11 protein-coding genes, 1 tRNA gene and 1 pseudogene are annotated in these 18541 nt (G+C 62.6%); 10 read left to right on the top strand and 3 right to left on the bottom strand.

Annotation, left to right across the window (positions count from 1 at the left end; translation table 11 throughout):
- Positions 1 to 1824 precede the first annotated feature (1824 nt).
- Both ABIE67_RS49885 and ABIE67_RS49880 read left to right on the top strand, forming a co-directional pair.
- Positions 1825 to 2196, top strand: a complete 372-nt coding sequence (locus tag ABIE67_RS49885) for an ATP-binding protein (RefSeq protein WP_370271096.1) — start codon at positions 1825 to 1827, stop codon at positions 2194 to 2196.
- Positions 2197 to 3330: 1134 nt separating this feature from the next.
- Positions 3331 to 4143, top strand: coding sequence for a hypothetical protein (locus ABIE67_RS49880; RefSeq protein WP_370271094.1), 813 nt, complete (start codon positions 3331 to 3333; stop codon positions 4141 to 4143).
- 185 nt (positions 4144 to 4328) lie between these two features.
- Here the strand turns inward: ABIE67_RS49880 and ABIE67_RS49875 are convergent, their stop codons facing one another.
- From ABIE67_RS49875 to ABIE67_RS49865, 3 genes are all read right to left on the bottom strand, one after another.
- Entirely contained in the window at positions 4329 to 6194 is a 1866-nt protein-coding gene (locus tag ABIE67_RS49875) for a hypothetical protein (RefSeq protein ID WP_370271093.1), read from the bottom strand.
- Positions 6195 to 6370: 176 nt separating this feature from the next.
- Positions 6371 to 6595, bottom strand: a complete 225-nt coding sequence (locus ABIE67_RS49870) for a hypothetical protein (RefSeq protein WP_370271092.1) — start codon at positions 6593 to 6595, stop codon at positions 6371 to 6373.
- 1485 nt (positions 6596 to 8080) lie between these two features.
- Positions 8081 to 8162: transfer RNA gene (locus ABIE67_RS49865), tRNA-Leu, on the bottom strand.
- An 840-nt stretch (positions 8163 to 9002) separates the two neighbouring features.
- On the opposite strand from ABIE67_RS49865, the gene ABIE67_RS49860 reads away from it, so the two are divergent.
- From ABIE67_RS49860 to ABIE67_RS49825, 8 genes and pseudogenes are all read left to right on the top strand, one after another.
- On the top strand, positions 9003 to 10184 hold the full coding sequence (locus ABIE67_RS49860) for a hypothetical protein (RefSeq protein WP_370271090.1): 1182 nt from the start codon (positions 9003 to 9005) through the stop codon (positions 10182 to 10184).
- Positions 10185 to 10347: 163 nt separating this feature from the next.
- Positions 10348 to 10962, top strand: a complete 615-nt coding sequence (locus tag ABIE67_RS49855) for a hypothetical protein (protein ID WP_370271089.1) — start codon at positions 10348 to 10350, stop codon at positions 10960 to 10962.
- An 876-nt stretch (positions 10963 to 11838) separates the two neighbouring features.
- Positions 11839 to 12006: pseudogene (locus ABIE67_RS49850) on the top strand (chaplin); the annotation flags it as partial.
- 290 nt (positions 12007 to 12296) lie between these two features.
- Positions 12297 to 12491: a hypothetical protein gene (locus tag ABIE67_RS49845; RefSeq protein WP_370271219.1), complete on the top strand. Its 195-nt coding sequence runs from the start codon at positions 12297 to 12299 to the stop codon at positions 12489 to 12491.
- Positions 12492 to 13547: 1056 nt separating this feature from the next.
- Positions 13548 to 14030 (top strand): archaeosortase/exosortase family protein, encoded by a 483-nt coding sequence (locus ABIE67_RS49840; RefSeq protein ID WP_370271088.1) that lies wholly within the window; start codon positions 13548 to 13550, stop codon positions 14028 to 14030.
- 35 nt (positions 14031 to 14065) lie between these two features.
- The gene (locus ABIE67_RS49835; protein WP_370271203.1) at positions 14066 to 15406 is read left to right on the top strand and encodes a glycosyltransferase family 2 protein; all 1341 of its coding nucleotides are present in this window, start codon (positions 14066 to 14068) and stop codon (positions 15404 to 15406) included.
- Positions 15407 to 15444: 38 nt separating this feature from the next.
- The gene (locus ABIE67_RS49830; protein ID WP_370271087.1) at positions 15445 to 16272 is read left to right on the top strand and encodes a septum formation family protein; all 828 of its coding nucleotides are present in this window, start codon (positions 15445 to 15447) and stop codon (positions 16270 to 16272) included.
- Positions 16272 to 17966, top strand: a complete 1695-nt coding sequence (locus ABIE67_RS49825; protein WP_370271086.1) for a hypothetical protein — start codon at positions 16272 to 16274, stop codon at positions 17964 to 17966. The genes ABIE67_RS49830 and ABIE67_RS49825 overlap by 1 nt, the downstream gene beginning before the upstream one ends.
- Positions 17967 to 18541 lie beyond the last annotated feature (575 nt).

Here is an 18541-nt window from a genome sequence, read left to right as displayed (position 1 = left end):
CGACCGTCCGTCCCACGCCGACGTCAGCTGGCGTTTTCGAATGGGCCCAAGTTGGCGGGCGACCCTCCTACTTGCCACACGACGGTGCTTGAATTCCTCCGCCGAGAACCCCAGGCGGATGCCCGGCCTGCTCCGAGGTCCAGTGCTGGGCACCGGTCCCTGGCGCACCTGCTTCGCCCACTACGAAGGCCGAGGCGTGCCGCCCCAAGTCATCTGGAGAAAAATCTTCGTCGACCAACAGCTCATGGGGAGGCGCATCCATCGAAGGCTGGGTCTGGGGCCTCAAACGCCCTGTGATCCATTCCTGCGCCGGAACTGTCGCTGGGAGGGTGCGAGATGGCGCATCGCACTCGCAGGCACACGCCTGTCTCGGTCTGCCGTGATGCCTCATGTGAGAGCGCAGACCAGCAGGCTCTGCTGACCTGCCGGCCCGACGTGGAGCTGGGCCACGGGTGTCGATGGCCTGGGCACCACGCTCTCGTTGTTGGCCCTTACCGGACTGCCCTACACGCCCCCTCCTGTCGGCCACACCGCTTTCCGGGCGCGGAAGGACGCCTGGTCATACTCAGCAATGTCCCGCTGATCAGCGTCTTGAACAGACAGTCGCTCATGCAGTACGAGTCTTCCCAGGCCCCGGAACAAGATCCTTATCGCCTGTCGATCAACAGCAATCCGACCGATGCGAAGGCGCTTCACCACTGCTGCCTCAACCAGCTACTGAGCAAAACAGCTTGCGTCAGTACGGTCCGTCCATTTTTGGCCTTCCTGTCTCATGATGGAACGTTAGTTCGACGTGTTTGTGGATTTCGCCGGACATGCCGAGCTTTTCTGTTGAAGAGCGATACATTCCCCTGTAGAAGCTGCTTATGTTGAGTAGTCTCTTCGCTGCTGTCCCTGGGAGCTCTAGATGTCGGGCATTCATCTGCAGTCGCAGCGTGGCCAGTTATGTTCGTCCGCAGCGTCCGTCGTTGCGGTACAGGGCTTTGGAGCAGCAGTACACGGACTGCTTCCTCTCCGAGCCAGGCGGGGCGAGTCGCACTACGAGAGGTCAGCACTCCAACATTGGGCGGTAGCGAACCCCCGTTCAAGAGCTGCCGACCGGGTACGGAACATGGCCGGTTGGCTCAAGCAGCACGATCGCTGCTTGCCGAGACTCGGCCCTGCGGCATCAACCACTCATGTCACCGCGAGCAGGCCTCGACTGACTCCGGCTCAGTCCAAAAAGGACACGTTGAGAAACGTGTACCAAGCCCTGTGTCCCCGTCCTGGGGGTCTTGGTGACGGTTACTGAGCAGCGAGCACCGGGTGATCAGACCGCCGAGTGGCTGCTGGAGACCGGACCATCAAGCTGGCGTACAGGGGAACAAGCCACGAGGGCGCAGCCTTGGCACGACATGTTGTGCCGCGCGTCATGCTATGACGCTCTGGCGGAACGGCCTGATTCTGGCAACAGTCCTGACCAGGTGTCCAACCCGTGGTTCATTCTCTCTCCGAGCTGGTGCCGAGCACGGATTATGCCAGCAACCGCATGGCCCACCAAACGGGTCTCGGTGCCTTCCTCAATTCTGTCCGGTGGTTGGCTACCCACACCATGCTCCGTGCAGAGCCTTTACTGGGCCCTCGCACGACCAACGGCTCTATGGAGGGGCAGAAGCCAGCTCCGTATGCCCGGCGAGGAGGCGACAGGCATTGTCTTCCGTTGCGTCTAAAGAGATCAGGAAGGTTCTGCTTCCCGCTCCGGGCCGGGACTTGTATGCCGGCGTCGCACTCAGCTTTGAACGCACGCACACTGAGCAAACCGGTGGTCCCGCTGACAGAGACCGTATGCGGGTCGGCGAGTGCCGACAGATCGGTAGCGCGGAACTGCAACGCTGGGGTCTTGAACAGTACGTCGATACCGCGCTGCTGCTGCTGAGCGAACTGGTCACCAACGCGATCCAGCACGGAACCGGTCACCAGGTTGACGTGCGGATTTCACGCACATCCAGTGAGGTGCGGATCGAAGTGCGAGGCGGCCCGACACATAGGCTGCTGGCCCGATCTCCCAGCTTGCTCGCCGAACATGGCCGCGGCTTGCTACTGGTCGACATGATCGCAGATGCCTGGGGTGTGGATGCCGCGAGTTGGGTCTGGTGCACTATCGAGACCACCGCGGGCTGTGGCAATCCGGGCCAGGTCACCGGCGGTCGCTTCTAGCGAGGGGATGCCCGATAGAGCCCCCAACCCTCGGACCTGACACTGAAGTTGTTGTTCCAGGGGAGGCGAAGGAGGGCGAGTGCGAGTGGGGGAATGCCTCAGCGGCTTCCCGACTTCTGCCAGCTCGGCCAGTAAGCCGGACTTACGCACGTCGATCCAGTTCCCTCCCCCACTGGTTGGTCCGCTGCCATCGAGATGTCCTGTGCTCTCGCTCGATGCCCGAAGGCGCCGACGTGTACACCAACCTGCGTGTCGGAGAGTGCGCTGCACGAATACAGAACGCATCAAAGGATCAAGACGCTGAAGCAAAGCGGAACTCTCAGTTCCTGCTTCTTTGGCGACCAGCCTCACCAGTCGCGCGGAACGACCTCCGACTGCCGGATCTACCTGCCTGCAGTAACAACTCCTGTTTGACGATAAGTCAATGACTGGGATACTCATGATCTTCAGGAGAACTCAAGAAATATCGAGCGGTTGTCCCGTAACTGCCGTGTCGTCTAAGCGTTGTTCAATTCGCTACGAGTGCATGCGACGCTGCATGATGGATTCGAAGCCGACCTGTCGTGCAGTCCTGGGTTGCGCTGGATCCATGCGCATCACGAGGGAGCGAGCAAGCTGGCCGGTGCCTGCATCAATCCACGACGCCTGCCCGCCCGACCAGCCGAGGGGTTGCACAGATAATCGTTCGAGGGGGAAGACTTGCGCTCCGATGGATCCAACATCGGTGACCGGCGCTGCGGCACTTCATGCCTTACGAGCCCAGTACCGTCGCACATCCAGATCGCAGGCCGGGGACGTCAACGCTCCCGCACAGACCACCCGGGTCAAGAAGTTGATTGCTGCTCCACTCCGAGCGCAATACAGGTTCTGGACGATCGCCCCCAGACGCCACAGCCGACGTATGCAGTGGGCCAAGGCCCCTTCGCCGAGCCATGTTCACCAACTCTGGCCCTGCGCGGTTACCGATGAGACGCTTGCCGACGCAAGCGCGATCAGTCCCTCTTTCGGCTCCATCCATCATGGGGTACGGCTGCCTCCTTCCCCTCAGCGTCAGGTTTCTTCCCGGGATCCTGATACTCCGTTAGCAAGAGCACCCAAGATCATCGATTGAGCACACTACCTAGGAGGGGTTACATGAAGGAGATGGCCGCGCATAGTCCCACTTGGAAGGACCTAAACTGCGAGCTGGAATCCGGTGTGGGGCACTACATGGCAGCCGTCGCGGAACGTCTCCTTGAAGACGGACTACAAGTCAGCTCCATCTATGCGTACTCGGCATTCGATGGTGCCGAGGTTGGCAGGGATGACGTGGAAGGAAGCATCCACTTCAACAGGACATTTCAGCAAAGTGTCACGGGGAGCGCGGAGTCCTTCCTTCATTGGGTCGGGACATCGGGTTGGTGCTACCGCACCATCCACGAGGCAAGCAGCAGTAATGCCTGCGTTGTCTCGACTCGCTGGTTCCACGCGGGTTTGCTGCCCACCGCCGACCGAGTGGCTGCCTTCGTCGCAGATGTTCGAATTGCCCCGGACACAGCCGGCAGTGAGGCCCGCCCCTCCTACCGGACGTCATGCGATCAGCTGGTTCAGTTGGCTGCACACCTCAAGCGGTACGCCCCAGGATCGCAACACAGCCCGATCGCCCACATCAACTATGAACACAGGTTGCGTGAGGCGCAGGGCAATGCCTTTCGCGAACGCGTGATCAAGGAGCTTCTTTCTGGAGACGACCGTGTGCTCTTCATGCCCATCCTAAGAAGCGAACTGCATGCTCTGCAGCAGTTACTGGACTACACCGAAGCCGTCGCCCCGCTCACTGGCCCTGGCGACTTTGCTCACAGCCTTGCTCAGGATCTTGCCCAGCGGACACCGGGCGATCATTTCAGCGTCCAGCGACACCACGACGCGCGTGCCCTGGCGGATCTCCAGCGGGACTCCTCCGGCTGACAGGAGTAACACATGCCAGGGCACATCACTCGATCAAGTGCCATGGCAGGCAAGGTCCGACTGGACCAACCGCTCGTCGGCAAGGGGATGCGTGTCGCCCGCTGCAGGTGTCAGACCTGCAGCGGGCATCCGGCACGCACCGATGGCGGCTGGGCGGCTGGGCGGCTGTGTTCCGACCTCCGCCGCTAGAAGTCCCAGATCAAGTCCGGCTTCAGAAGCAGTAGTCGAAGGTTCTCCGCACCAACTCGGATGCGATGCGACGCGACACGGTCCTTTTGACTGTTGTTGCGCAGGATCGCGCCGGCTTGAAGCAGCACGTCGGGCAGTGTCCGGTCGACGTAGCAGTTCACACGACGGTCTCCGCTCTCCTTGAGCAGCATGTTGAGGTTCTTGGTCGTAATGCCCAGGGCCGGCCCGCGCTGAGGAAGCCAGTAGGCGGCAGGCCCCTTGCCTTCCCATCCGCTTCCGTCACGCTTCGAAGTCAGGCCTTGATCCTGCTCGACCTGTCCCGACACGGCGGGACGGATCATGCCCTTCTCGTCTCGGATGTGCAGGCGTCCGCGAGAGAAGGCCCTGCGCAGGACCTCACCGACAGCTGTGGCAATCCCGTCCTGAGCAGTGCTCTGTGCATCCATCCTTGCCGCTTGCCGGGCCAGTGAGCCGGCAAGCGGCGGAGCCACAACGCTGATCAGGTCGGAGGTCCTCATGTCCGTGACGGCTGCGATCAAACCCAGTCCCGCCAGCATTGCCGCTGCGGCCGTGATGACACCGTCCATCGTGTCCCCTCGCTCTGGCAGAACGGCCTCTACGTGGGGAATGAGCTCGGCGAATGCCTGCTCCTCAAGATCTTCCAGATACTTGTCCGCATCGCTCAAGGCATGCAAGTGAGCGATGATCCTGTCGCCGATCGTCCGGATGGGGACCGTGAGGCTTTGGCCACCTCCAGTCTTGTACCAGCGCCAGTCGACCTCGCCGCCGTCCCGCGAGAGGTAGACGACGACCGAGCGGCGATACAAGGACTCCTGCATGTTGGGAGGGAGCATCTGAGCGGCGATCACGGGGATGGACCGGACCCGGTTAGCAGGCCTGGCAGTCAGGTCGCGGTTACGTCGGCCCTTGATCTCTGTGGCGTTGCCTGCCGCTCGGATGACTAGCTCAAGCTTCTTTTCCATCTCACGTACTTGCGCGGAGGACGAGGCCCGAGTGAGGGGGATGTCATCGAGCAGCGTCGGCATGTCTCCTTCGAAGTCGAGCGCGCATTCGATGTCTGTGGCGGTGCTGCTCATGCCCTTGGTCGGAACGGGCGGCCACGCATGGGGCTGCGGCGTGAGGAGGAGACTGCGAGCGGTGTGGGCCGCCGACGTCTTCCCTGAGTTGGGAGCTGCGTCGAGAAGGAACGCGGCGGGGACTGGACGCAGCGAATAGGCGATGGATCGTGCCCCGACCGCCAACGCCATCAACGAGGCCCACCCGTGGTCAGCGACATCACGCACCGCGCGACGGCACTCCGCATCGTCGGCAGTCCGGTCGAGTGGGGCAGCAGCCCTTCGGATGGGTTCGGGCGCGCCGATGACCCGAGCGAAGCGCCCCTTGGGATAGGTGCGGCCGTCCGCGTATACGTAGGTCAAGCCGACGTCGGGCAGATGGTGCCATCCGGTGTGAGCGACGACGGGCGTGCGGGGCAGCCGCTTGCCCTGATCGGTAATGATGTTGATCAGGACCTCACGAATAGCTCGCGAGGCTGCACCGCTGTCGTCACTGAAGTCGTTCCAGCCATCAGCAGTACGCAAGTCCGAGAGGCTCTTGGTGAGGGTGTCGGCGCCGATGGTGATCGTGTAATAGCGACCAGCCGACTTGCCGTCTTCACCGATGAGCACCAGGCGTTCGGAGACGTATGGTGCCCAGTCCAGGACGACATCCCATCCGCCCCCCTTGCCACGGTTCGCCTTCCAGACAGTGCCGTGGTCATCGAAGGCTTCGTAGCACCAACCGGCTGAACCGATGACGAGCCGGCCAGGAGGTCCTTCGTCGGGGTCGCGCATCTCTTGCACTGCCCGCGCTCCTTGCGCATGTTCCAACGCGGTACCGCTGCGCTGGTTGAGCTGTGCGCTGCCTTTCCATCCGACGCTCTCCCGGCTCCTACGAAGGAGCTCCTGTCGATCGGTGTCAGGCGTATGCCTAGTGCTCAATGCCGCTGGCATATTGAGGTCCCAAGAGACTTCACCGCTCACTGGGAGCCCTCCCGGCAAACGATCTGGGGCAGCCGCTTAGCCTGGTCACGGACGATTTCGGCCAAGAGATCCTTGTAGGAGAGAGCCTCCCACAGATCAACGTGGGTGAATTGGCCCCAGCCCGTGCCCTGCGGCAGGTCCTGATCATGAATCAGGGCTAGCTGTGTCTGGACCCGGACGACATAGTATTGCTTTTGGCAAATGCCGTAGGCGTCGAGCATGGTGAGTCTGGCGAGGACTTCTGGGCACCAGGACAGGACTGGGCTCTTGTGATCTCGGAGCCAATTCCAGACACCGCCCCCCAGCCCGCCCGCAGGAATCGCGTACCACCAACCGGAGGACCCCGGAACCGCTGTCAAGTCAGGTGGGGAGTCCCCGCCACTGGGGCATTCCGCAGGCACGAGGTTGAGGCTTACGCGTCGGTTCCCTCGAATTGCCGCAGACATGTGTATTCTCTCCCTGCAGTGCGTTCGTCATCGTTTAGGGGCCCAGAATCGAACACGGGTCCTCCATCCGGTGGATAACTATTCGACCGACGGACTATCTGTTGGCACCGGCCCGGCAGCTTCTTGGTCGAGGTACGGCGGGCCGGTGTTCCCATTGCTAGGCGATGGCTGCTCGTTCGGCAGTCGCCTCTTCAAATCTTGCGCGCATGATCTCCCAGACCAGGGCCTGTAGCTCTTGCGCGGCTCTGATGACGGCTTGCGGATCTTCTGCGATGCTCCTTGCAGACCGTTCGGTCAACAGTCCTACAGCCATGGCAGTTGCCATGCGTTGACCGTTCTCTCGAGAGATCCCCCTGCGGACTGTATGTCCAGGTACCCCTGCGGTTGCCGCTACCGAAGCAACCGTCGGCCGCGTGACTGCACCTGACAGATGGGCAATTTCCCCAGCTGTCAAACCTGGGCGCCGGTCCGGGCCCCGGTGCGTCGTGCTCTCCAACGTTTCCCCCTGCGAGTCGCATGGAAAATTGAGTAGACATCAACCTACCGCGCTGGCACGTCTCCTCGGGCTGCAATCCACGGGGTACGGACCAAGTTCACCGTATCGAGTACATACGGCCCTCGAGATTTCCTCGGACCTGCCGCTAGGGCGCGGACCCTTCCTTCAAATTCAGACAACCGGATTACGGCACTTGCCTATCGTACTGCGGCATGGCCCTGCAACTGTGCACTCTGGCGCATGCTGCCGGTAGCGTGCCCGGCACCGGACGGAGTATGTATAAGGTCTGGGGGCGAAAGTTGACTGCTCCAAGAGGAGCCGTCACGGTCATCGCGTGGGGCATATGCGAAGAACCTATTTTCGCCCTCACTGCGGCGCCGGCTGTTCCTGTTGCCGTCCCGCATGCTCTGGATGTGGAATATTCACCCCAGATCTTGCACGTCCCTCCAGCGAGGCTTTCGCGCTCGAACGTAAATTCAAGAAGAAGCGCACGCACCTGAGCCTCGGAAGCGATGCAGATTGGTCAGAAAATCGCGCAGGCTCGTAAGGGACACCGGGTCCGAGACGGATGCGCCGTGTCGGTGTGTAGATCAAAGGTCTGCCAAGGGGTGCGTAAAGCAGCCGCACTCGTGACTACAACCATTCACCACGAAAATCGAACGAGGAGCCGCGCCTACTCGGCGACTGCTCAACAGATTCGATTCCGCTTCCTGTAGAGCTGTCCAGTCGGACTCCTGGCCGAACAGCCCTACAGGAAGCGGTTGTAGGAGTGGAGGGACTCGAACCCTCACGCCCGAAGACACCGGGACTTGAATCCGGCGCGTCTGCCAGTTCCGCCACACTCCCTACGTCGGCCCAGATTACCCCTTTTGGAGTGCCGCGTCACACAACTGCGTTGATTACGGGGCATACTGGATGATTTGGTGAAGATTGGATATAAGAGATGCGGTGGCGTGTCAGCTGTCTGGGGCGGTCTCTCCGATAAGTCGACAGCTACTCCTTATTGGCCACAATGCCGCCCCAGGTAGGGCCCGTTCATACAGTTCGGAGCGCACACAGGTTGGCTGAAAATGCACGGCACGATCCGACGGGCGGGTCCTTGGCAGACCACTGGGCTCGTCGCAGCGCGAACAACGTCCCTTTCTCTCCCTCACTTCAGAGCGTCTCAGAACTCGCCCGTACGAGGGTCGGTCACCAAAGATGGTGACGCTGTCGAGGGGGATGGTGCAGAGCGCGTTGTCGTGCTGTTCAACAGGGAGGGTGCGCTCAGCGCGTTGAGGGGGCGCAGACTCCGGTCGTTGGCATGCAGTGCACGGGCAGTACGGGGCGGTCTTCTCCAGATTGTTGACCCGGGCTCCTTCTTTTGGCTCGGAGGTCTCGCGTTGCCTACGTACGTCCGTGCGTCGCCAGAAGTTCACCCATCGTGGCGTCATCGTCGTCAAACGCTGTCGTCACACTCCCGCATTCGGCATGTCCATGCGGCGGCATGGCTGCCAGCATGTGTCGCGCTTGCCAGGTGTGCGCTGCGGCTTTCAAGGCCCCATCCGGCGTATCCCGCGTAATTCCTCATCCTCTGGGCCGTCTGTCTGTGTACCCGCGAGATGACAAGAGGACGGGGATGGAATGCAAGGTGCCAGTGTCAGCCGGAGGAGGTTGATCGGCCTCGGGGTGGGTTGTGCAGCCGCTGTGGGGGTCGCCGGATGCGGCTCGCCCCGGAGGGAGACGGCGTCGGCGGGCGCCGGCAACGCTCGCAAGGAGCACACGGCCCCTCTCGAGCTTCCCATCGGCGACGGCTCCACCTCCTACACCGGTAAGCAGCCGCACCAGCCGGGCAGGCCAGATCCGCTGGAGCCGGGTCAGGAGCCGCCGCAGTTCGTCGTGTTCTCCTGGGACGGCGCCGGCGAGGTCGGCAACGGCCTCTTCCCGCGCTTCCTGGAACTCGCCAAGCGGCACGGGGCGCACATGACGTTCTTCCTGTCGGGGCTGTATCTGCTGCCCGAGTCGAAGAAGCGGCTCTACGACCCGCCGAACAACCCGCGCGGTGCCTCCGACATCGGCTACCTCACGGACGAGCACATCAAGGCGACGCTGAAGCACGTCCGTCAGGCGTGGCTGGACGGTCATGAGATCGGCACCCACTTCAACGGTCATTTCTGCGGTGGCGCCGGCACCGTCGGCAACTGGACCGCACAGCAGTGGCGCAGCGAGATCGAGCAGGCCAAGGCCTTCGTCAAGGAGTGGCGGACGAATTCGGGGTGGACCGATCTGCCCTCCCTGCCCTTCGACTACGACAAGGAGCTCGTCGGCGGCCGCACGCCCTGTCTCCTGGGTCAGGACAGCCTGCTGCCCACCGCCCGTCAGCTCGGGTGGCGTTACGACGCCTCCTCGCCGGGCGGGCGTCAGGCGTGGCCGGTGAAGAAGCAGGGGCTGTGGGATCTGCCGTTGCAGCAGATACCTTTCCCCGGGCGTTCGTTCGAGGTGCTGTCGATGGACTACAACATGCTCGCCAACCAGTCGGTGAACTCCACGAAGGCGCCCAGCTACAACTACCCGGGCTGGCGTGAGCAGTCGGCGCAGGCGTACATCCAGGGATTCAAGCGGGCATACGAGACAAACCGTGCACCCTTGTTCATAGGCAACCACTTCGAGCAGTGGAACGGCGGCATCTACATGGACGCCGTCGAACAGGCCCTGAAGCACATCGCCCGGGAGAGGGAGAAGGGCGCCGACATCCGCCTCGTCTCGTTCCGGCAGTTTGTGGACTGGATGGACGTACAGAAGCCGGAAATTCTCGACAGGTTAGCCACACTCAATGTCGGTCAGAAGCCGCCCGGCGGCTGGAGGAGATTTCTTCAAGTAGGTCGCTGAAAGCGATGCGGGAGCCCCTCCCCTCGGGAGGGGACTCACCGTATTGGAGCTATCGCTCATCATACTTGGTCGTATTTTCACTCTTGACTGCCGAACGCTGCTTCAAGCCACTCCGGACCACGGTTCGTCACGCTTGATCGCTCCGCTTGAGAAAGGGAGAACCTTGAAGAAGCGACATGTCATTCCTTCAAGCACTGCCACCCTGGCGTTGGCGGTCACCCTTCAACTGGCCGCAGCAACTCCCAGTCAAGCTACCGTGACGCTGTTCCCGACCTGGCAACATGTCACGCCCGCGACGCTTAGTCCGGCCACCGTAACCTACGATTTCGATCCGAACGTTCCCGTAAAGGTGCAGAAAGTCGTCCGACGGGCCTTGTCCGGATGGGCCACTGAACTGGAGCAGCCGGGATTCTTCCAACTCAGCACGATTAATCCTGGAATCAAGTTCAGCATGACCGATCTGCCCGGTAACAGGGTCGGCGAAATGAGCCTTGTGGAGATGTGTACAGACGCCCGTTGCACTGCTACAGCAACGATCAAACTCGATAGACCGACATTTGCCGATCCTACTGTGAGCAAGAAGGACAAGACCGCAACAGTGGCGCATGAACTCGGTCATGCGCTGGGGCTTGACCACTCCTCCGGAGGGATCAATCCCGCGAATCCTGGGACTTGTCATGAAGTAATGAAGAGGGTTCTCATGTTCGGCACATCATGCAATCCCGTCACGCCCAGCCATGGCGAGGTGAACGCAGTGAAGAGCCTTTATCAACTGTAGTGTGCGGCGGCCATCGCCGCACGTATCGCGTCCATGCAAGAAGGGCAGTAGCGGTCGAGCGCCTCTAGGACTCCCGCTTTCCCCTCCTCCCCTGTGCCAGGCCGTGGTTCGAGGTGCAGCCCGCACAGGGAGACATGGGTGCCCCCAGGGCAGAGCGCATGCCAGATGAGTGTGCGAACGGACGTTTCGTCTGCCTGTGCGTACAGCTCGTGCACGGTCCCTCCCATGCAACTCGGCGTGCGGCAGCCGGAAGGCACAGCAGCTGTCGGCACGCTGCGATGTCTTGTACCGCAAGATGCAGGATGATTATCTCCGCTCTTGCCGAAGCAGGCACTTCGGCGGCTGTGCGCCGCGTCAGCTCACGAGGCCACCGTTCAAGCTTTCCTGAATTACAGAGGAAGTGCTGATCACTTGATTTTATCGATGTGATCAGCACGTCCTATTTAGGATCCTTGCGTCAAGCCTGCGTAAGTGTCAGGGGTGAATTCTCCGGCAGCGGGCAGGTCGTGGTTTCTTCAGACGTCCATGCCTCGTTTACAGTCCGCAGGCCATGGCGCGAGAGATTCATGCTGTGCTCGCTCGGCTTCCGCCGTCACGGTCCATGGCAGTAAAGACATAGGGAAGGGAAAGCAGGTGAAGCACAGGAAACGAACCGTCTTGCCCCTCCGGCACGGCGGCAAGCCTGTGTGATGACGTGGTCGGTGCAACCGCCCGGCAGGTGACGGCGCTTGGCGCCCAACTGCCATCAGACCACCGCACCGCCCGTCGAGCAACTGCTCGAATGCTGCCACGAGCCGTTCATTCTTCGGGTCTGAGGCCAGTATCCCTTTCTTCGAGTAGGAAGAAACGAGAGTGCGACACACCCTGAGCAAGGGAATGGTCATGGCGGCCGCCGTGACAGGCGCCCTGTCGCTGTACAGCAGCGAGGCGCACGCCGACTCCCCGACGGAGGAGATCGCGCTGGCGACGCCCGATGTGCTGTCGGGCAATACGGTGCAGATTCCGGTCCAGGTGCAAGTGGACGTCTGTGGCAACATGGTCAACGCGCTCGCCGCAGAGACCCGCGGTTCCCTGGTTTCCTGTGACAAGGTCTCTGGGCAGTCCCCGATCGCCATCATGGACGATCACCCAGTACGCGTTGGGGAGCCATCCACCAGGCCCCCGGCAGGCAACTCCCATGCCTTGCCTCCCAAGCACGGCCGACACCACACATCGCACCGGCCCTCATCGCCTGTGCCCCCCGCGAATCCGACAGCCAAGCCGCGCGCTACTTCTCCCACATCCGCATCGCCGGGCCATGACCGGCACACGGCACCGACGAGAACCTCCTCGACGTGGCACGACCGGTACACCAGGACAACGACTGCGCCGCCATCACTCCCCAGCACCCCCAATGTCCCGTCGCCTTCGGCACCCACTACCCCTGCGTCTTCATTGCTGGGGCAAGGCCGACACACCGCGACGACCACGACTTCACCGTCCGCACCTCCCACTACACCGACTCCGCCGCCCCCCGCGCAGCCCAATAGCCCCACGACCTCATCGCTGGGGCAGGGGCGACAGACCGCCGCCTCGCCGCTGTCCGAGCCCCTCTCGCCTCCCGCGGGGGCGAACGTGATGGCAGGCACGGGTACCGAGGCGGTGCTCGCGGCGACAGCTGCCTCGGCCGCGCTGTTGGTGGGCGGAGTCATTCTCTATCGACGCCGTCGGACTTCTTACCGCAGGTAGTGAAGCGGGCCTTCCTCGGCTCAACTCGTCCTGGGTCGCAGGCCCCAGGACGAAGGCCAAAGAGGCGGCCTGGCCGTAACAGCCATGAGTTGCTCGGCCTTTCGAGGCTCGAAGACCGGCGGTCACCAGTACCAGGACTCATCGCGTGGGATCAGCCACCGTGTGGCACCGGGTCCAGGACGACGACAGCGCAGGTGCCGCCAGCAGTTCCGCCCCGGCTCAGATCCCGCTTGATCGCAGCGTCGATCTCCCTGTTGGCCTCGGCTCAGACCGGCCATGCCACCTGGAGATCCCCCCAACTTCCCTGCCAAGAGCACCCGGCAGGGGTGAGGCCTCCTCAATGCCCAGGCCCCCTCTGATCCGGCGAAGCCCCTGCTCAGGTTGCGACAGCCATCACCAGGGCGCTTTCTCGAATGCCTGGGCTGTGAACGTACATCTGATGCTCCTGTGCATTGCGCCTCTGGCGGCTTCCCGAGTGGGGATCGGCGGACCATCTCCCTCTCAGCTCTGTGCTGTGTGTTCCTACTCCACCCGATGGATTGCGCAACGCGCCGCCTTGTACGCGTAGCCGCCGCGTGTCTGAGTCTCGGCTTGTGGGCGCTCGATTTGTCTCACGGCGTCATCCTTTGTCTCTCCGGACCTCCTTTGGTGTGAGGCGCTCCGGAAGGCGGGCGTCACCGTATGAGAAAGGCCATGCCGTGCAGCCCAATCCGCCATCTCGTCACACCGGACCGGGGAGGAGCGCAATCCTTACGGCCGGGCCGCCGCAGGTGCCGGTCATCGGCCTTGAATCATCAGAGGGATCTCGCGTCCCTTACCCTCGCATCGCAATCTCCGCAAGTTTCGTAGTCATCGCAGTGGCTCTGTACGCCTTCAACGAGTGGTTCCGCTCCGTCGAGGCTGCAGTCGGTCAGCACGCCATCGCTCTGGTCACCGATGGACATACCGCCATCATTTGGGACCGAGCGGTTGCGCTCTTCGGTCTCGGCACGCCGCATGCAATGGGTCTGCGGATCACATCAGGATGCAGTTCGGCCCTGCTGATCCTTCCGCTCCTTCTGGTAGGCGCAGGATTCATGGCAAGCCATCGATCCACAATTCCACGTATTTTGGCGGGGACGGCAATCGGGGCAGCGGTACTGGTTGTGACAAACCAGCTGCGGCTCTGCCTGATTGCCTTTTTCTACCAGCAATGGGGCGATGACGGCTTCGGCTGGGCGCACACCGTGGTCGGCTCCCTGCTCAGCCTGGTGGGCGTGGCTGCCTCGGTGACCGTCTTGCTCTTGGTGGCGATGCGACGACGGGAGCCACGTGAGCAGTTGAACGGAGCACCGCTGTGAGGCCGTTCCAAGAGACTGAGTTCGTCGGCTTGTCGATGGCACTCGCCCTCATCCTCAATGCTGTATTCACGGTCTATGTGACCCTGCTGGTTATTTCCTTCCTACGCGCGAAGCCGCAGCAGCCAGGCCAAGGGGAGGATTTTGCATGGCACTTCCTCATCCCTTGCCGCGACGAGGACAGCGTCATCGGTGACACCCTCGACTATCTCCGCGAACAATACCCAGACGTCCACTTATGGGTCATCGACGATGATTCCGATGACAGGACGGCGGAGATCGTCCGTAGCCATACGGAGCGCTGCTCTTTCGTCCATCTGGTTCAGCGGCGCCGCCCCAACGCCCGAACGGGCAAGAGTTACGCTCTGAACGCCGGCTATCGAGCGCTCGACCACTGGCTGCCGGAGGGCACTGACCGGGCATCGGTCATTGTGGCCGTCTTTGATGCGGACGGGCGTCCCTCCGCCAACGTGCTCGACGTGTGTGCCGGACCTGACCTGTTCGGCAATCCGGAGATGGGTGCGGTCCAGATCGAGGTCCGCATGACCAACCGGGACGTCCACGAGCCGGTGCCGGCCGGAACACGCATGCAGAACTGGTTCGGCCGCACGCTTATCCGCATGCAGGACATGGAGTTCCGGGCCGCGATCTCCGCTATTCAGATGTCCCGGCGGACCACGAAGAGCGTGTGCATGGGCGGGAACGGCCAGTTCAGCCGGATGACGGCACTTGATGCGCTCGCCGGCCCCGACCGGGCGCCATGGCGCGGATCGTTGCTGGAGGACTTCGAGCTCGGCCTGCACATCATGCTGGCCGGTTTTCGTACCGGCTACGCCGCAGAAGCCTGGGTGGACCAGGAAGCGCTCCCGAGTCTGCCGCGCTTTGTCACCCAGCGGACGCGGTGGTGCCAGGGGACCATGCAATGCATGCGCTACCTCCCTAAGACATGGCGCTCGCCGTACCTCTCCAATGCGGGAGTCATCGAGATCTCCTACTACCTGATTCAGCCTTGGCTCTGGCTTGTTGGGACGGTGATCTACCCCCTCCCGATCATGATCTTCTTCAACAACCTGATCCTCTACCCGAGTGAGACCATGTCCTTTTTGTGGGCGGGTGGGGCTGTGCTGTTTATGTTCTACGTATTCTTCGGAATCGCGCAGTTCGCGGTCTGGGGCTATCTCTATCACCGACGCTGTGAGCCCTCTCAGCCACTGATCCGATGCATCGGTTGGGGCGTTGCCTACGCCGCAATGATCTATCTCTTCTATGTCATCGCCTGGCGCGCCACCGGCCGGGTGGTCTGGGGTCGTCAAGGCTGGGCCAAGACCCGTCGCAATTCAGAGGCACTCGTCCTCGGGCCAATCGCAAAAGAGGCCTGACTCACCATCACCAACAAGACTCCGAGACGACACAAGAGATGCACATGCGAACATACCCAGCACTACTGGGTGCCGCTGGGATCCTGTTCCTGGCAGGCTGCGTGCCGAGTAGCTCAGCCGCGGAGGCTGTACCGACAGTCCGGCAAGGCGTGGGCACCTGTCACCACTTCATGACGACAGAGGACCTTTACGACCCCAGTGACGTCGCCCCACCGGTCCCCTGCGATCGACCGCACCGGACAGAAACCTTCCAACTGGTAACCGTCGAGGGTCCACTCGCTGACGCGCCCCAACGGCCCGAACCGGAACAGCTTCAGGAGTACATGAACGGCCGATGCAGCGCGGACGTGCTCAGGGAGTACCTGGGCGCCGGGCCTCGGGACTCGCTCGCCTTCGGGATCTGGTCGAAATACCCAACCCGCAAGGAATGGGCCAGCGGTGTACGGACCGTCCGCTGCGATGCGTCACCACCGTCTCTGGACAAAAAGACCGGCCCCTTAGTGCGCTTTCCGGTGCGTGACATCATGCAAAGCGAAAGGTCCGCGGCGGTACGTACCTGTGAGCGACGCGGTGAGGTCGTGACCTGTGACCGGCCGCACGACAGGGAAGAGGTCAATGCCTGGCTGAGCCTCGACGCGGGACCGTATAGCGACGACGGCATTCAGGCGGCCGCCACTCGTGTGTGCCAGCCGTTCGTACGGGAGTTCCTCGCGCGGTCCCATGCGCCGGGCATCGTCATCAAGGCCGAAACGCCGACCGAGGACGAGTGGGCGAAAGGCAACAGGACGGTGAAGTGCGGCGTCGGCCCCGCCGATCCTGGAGCGACCATCACCGGCACGCTCAGTTCTTTCGCGGAGGGACAGTGATGACCGAGCGCGCCACACGCGACGTACTGAGCAGGGCCGCAGTGCGCCTGCGGCTGGTCGGGGACCCCAGCCGCCGCGCGGTGTGGATCGTAGCTGCAATCGCGGGAACCGTCTGGTCGGCCGTGATGCTCCTGCGGCTATTGCTCGGCGGCATGGTCGGGATGGGCGACAACGGGGACGGCGTTCGCCTGTTCTGTCCACTGGGGCTGGTAAATGACCGCCCGTGGGACGTGCCGATGTACGCACACGTGTACCCCACCTGGATCTCAGTGCCTCGGTACGGCGAGGCCTGCGCGACACCGGGCTGGGGCGATCGGTACTACTCGTCGCACCAATTGGTGCTCTGGCTGGCCAAGAGCCTGACTCCGGTGCTCGGTCTGCCCGGCGCGCTCGACCTTCGTGCGGTCGGAGTGCTGTGCGCGGTCGCATTCGGCGCGGTAACCGCCCTGTTGGTGGTACTGCTGCCGGGACCGCTGTGGCTGCGGTTCGCGACGGCTGCTGGGTTCGGCCTGGTCATGTGCGACTCGGCGTTCGCGGACTTCTTCATCTCGCCGTACAGCGAACCAGCTGGTCTGATCGGCCTCATGCTGCTGTGCGCGGCTCTGCTCCTGTTGTGGCGGCGGTCGACCGCGACCCTCGGTGGCATTGTTCTGACGACCGTCGCGCTGATGGTTGTCATGACGGCCAAGCCCCAATTCGTCGGCTTGCTGCCCGTGGGACTTCTGGCGTTGCTATGGCTTCCAAGCGTTCGGGGGAAGGGCGGTCGACCGACCCCACGTCCGGGCAGCAGCCGTCTTCGCCGGCTCGGGCGGTGGCTGGCGGTGCGTTGGCCGGCTCTGATCGCCAGCGCTGTGCTCTGCGGCGTCGCCGCCGGGTTCTCTGCTGTGCAGGTCGAGCGTCTCAATCGGCAGGTCTGGTACAACGCTGTCTTCGTCGAGATGTTGCCGCACAGCCCGGACCCGGCAGGAGACCTCCGCGCGCTGGGAGCACCTCCTGCGCTGGTCTCCGCCATTGGCAGTCGGATGACGAGTGTCAACTCCGCGGCAAAGACGCCGTATTGGAATGAGTACGTCGAGAACGTCACTCCGGGCAAGATCATGTTCCACTATCTGACGCACCCCGACCGGCTGATCGGCATGGGAGCGCGCGGTATCCAGGCCATGACCCATCCGACCCTTGACAACTATCTCGGTGCCTATCCACCCGATTCCGGGCATCCGCCCTACTCCAAGGAACGGCGAATCGTGGTGGTTACCAGGATCTTCGAGTTCTTCCATTCGGTGCCGGCGCTGGTGCCGTTGCTCTTGCTCGGCACGCTGACGTTGGGGGCAGTGCTTGCCAGCCGGACTTGGGCACGCCCGTCGGCCAGGGCCGTCGGACGGATGACGGTGTGTGTGGTGCTCTCGGTGTTCGGCCTGTTCTGGCTCGCGATGCTGAGTGAGGGGGCGTCCGACATTCACAAGCACATGATCCCGGCCGACTTTCTGACGGCCCTGTGCATGCCGCTGGCCGCACTGTGCTTCTGGCTGATGTTCCGAAGGGAGTACTCGGTAGAGCCGCCGGCTGCGGATGGCGTGCCAGCGGTGGTGCCGAGTGGACGAACGCCATCCGCCCAGCCGGCACCCCCGTTGGCTGGTGTCAGCTACCGTCGTGGTGCTTCAGCGAAGCCGCCCGCAGTAACAAGGCACCAGTAATGAGCAGAGCCACGGCCAGCAGGCCGACGAGCTCCAACTGTCCGGGGCCGGTGATGGCCAGTGCGCCACCTCCTCCGACCGCGCCTCCAATTCCTGCGCCAATGCCGGGGCCTCCTCCGTACACGTTTGATTCTCCTTCCTCGTGTCATGCGGTGGGTGAGCGCGAGCCCCGCCGCAAGCGGTCCTCTACAAGACAGAGGCTCCCTCTTCACTGCCATGACGCGTTTACGTGGTAACACCCGATGCGGAACTACGAATCGCCGTGCCACAGGTAGGAACCCGTGGCACGGCGATTGCTGTAATGCCTGTTGCGGTATCTGGCTGCCTTGAACGCTGTGCTGCCGGTCTGCGCAGCGGAAAAGGGAGTATGAATACCGATGGGAGTCGAAATCATCAATTGACTGTGAGAGCTCACGGAAGCCACGGTGGCCTTGGCTCCGTCACTCTGCACCGTACTCTCGAAGAACCGCTGACATCCACGGTTGGTCCGCCATTCGATGTACAGCTGGAAGCGTGTTCCGCAGTACATCGAATGGTATGTGATAGGAAACGGTCAGAATAGCCAGCATGATCTG

Origin of the sequence: Streptomyces sp. V4I8, from assembly GCF_041261225.1 — a bacterium.
Lineage (GTDB): Bacteria > Actinomycetota > Actinomycetes > Streptomycetales > Streptomycetaceae > Streptomyces.
This window is presented reverse-complemented; position numbering and strand designations above follow the sequence as displayed.

Excerpts from the sequence above, each read along its gene's own strand:
- ABIE67_RS49885 (WP_370271096.1), top strand. The coding sequence starts at position 1,825 with ATGCGGGTCGGCGAGTGCCGACAGATCGGTAGCGCGGAACTGCAACGC.
- ABIE67_RS49880 (WP_370271094.1), top strand. The coding sequence starts at position 3,331 with ATGAAGGAGATGGCCGCGCATAGTCCCACTTGGAAGGACCTAAACTGC.
- ABIE67_RS49870 (WP_370271092.1), bottom strand. The coding sequence starts at position 6,595 with ATGCTCGACGCCTACGGCATTTGCCAAAAGCAATACTATGTCGTCCGG.
- ABIE67_RS49835 (WP_370271203.1), top strand. The coding sequence starts at position 14,066 with ATGGCACTCGCCCTCATCCTCAATGCTGTATTCACGGTCTATGTGACC.
- ABIE67_RS49830 (WP_370271087.1), top strand. The coding sequence starts at position 15,445 with ATGCACATGCGAACATACCCAGCACTACTGGGTGCCGCTGGGATCCTG.
- ABIE67_RS49825 (WP_370271086.1), top strand. The coding sequence starts at position 16,272 with ATGACCGAGCGCGCCACACGCGACGTACTGAGCAGGGCCGCAGTGCGC.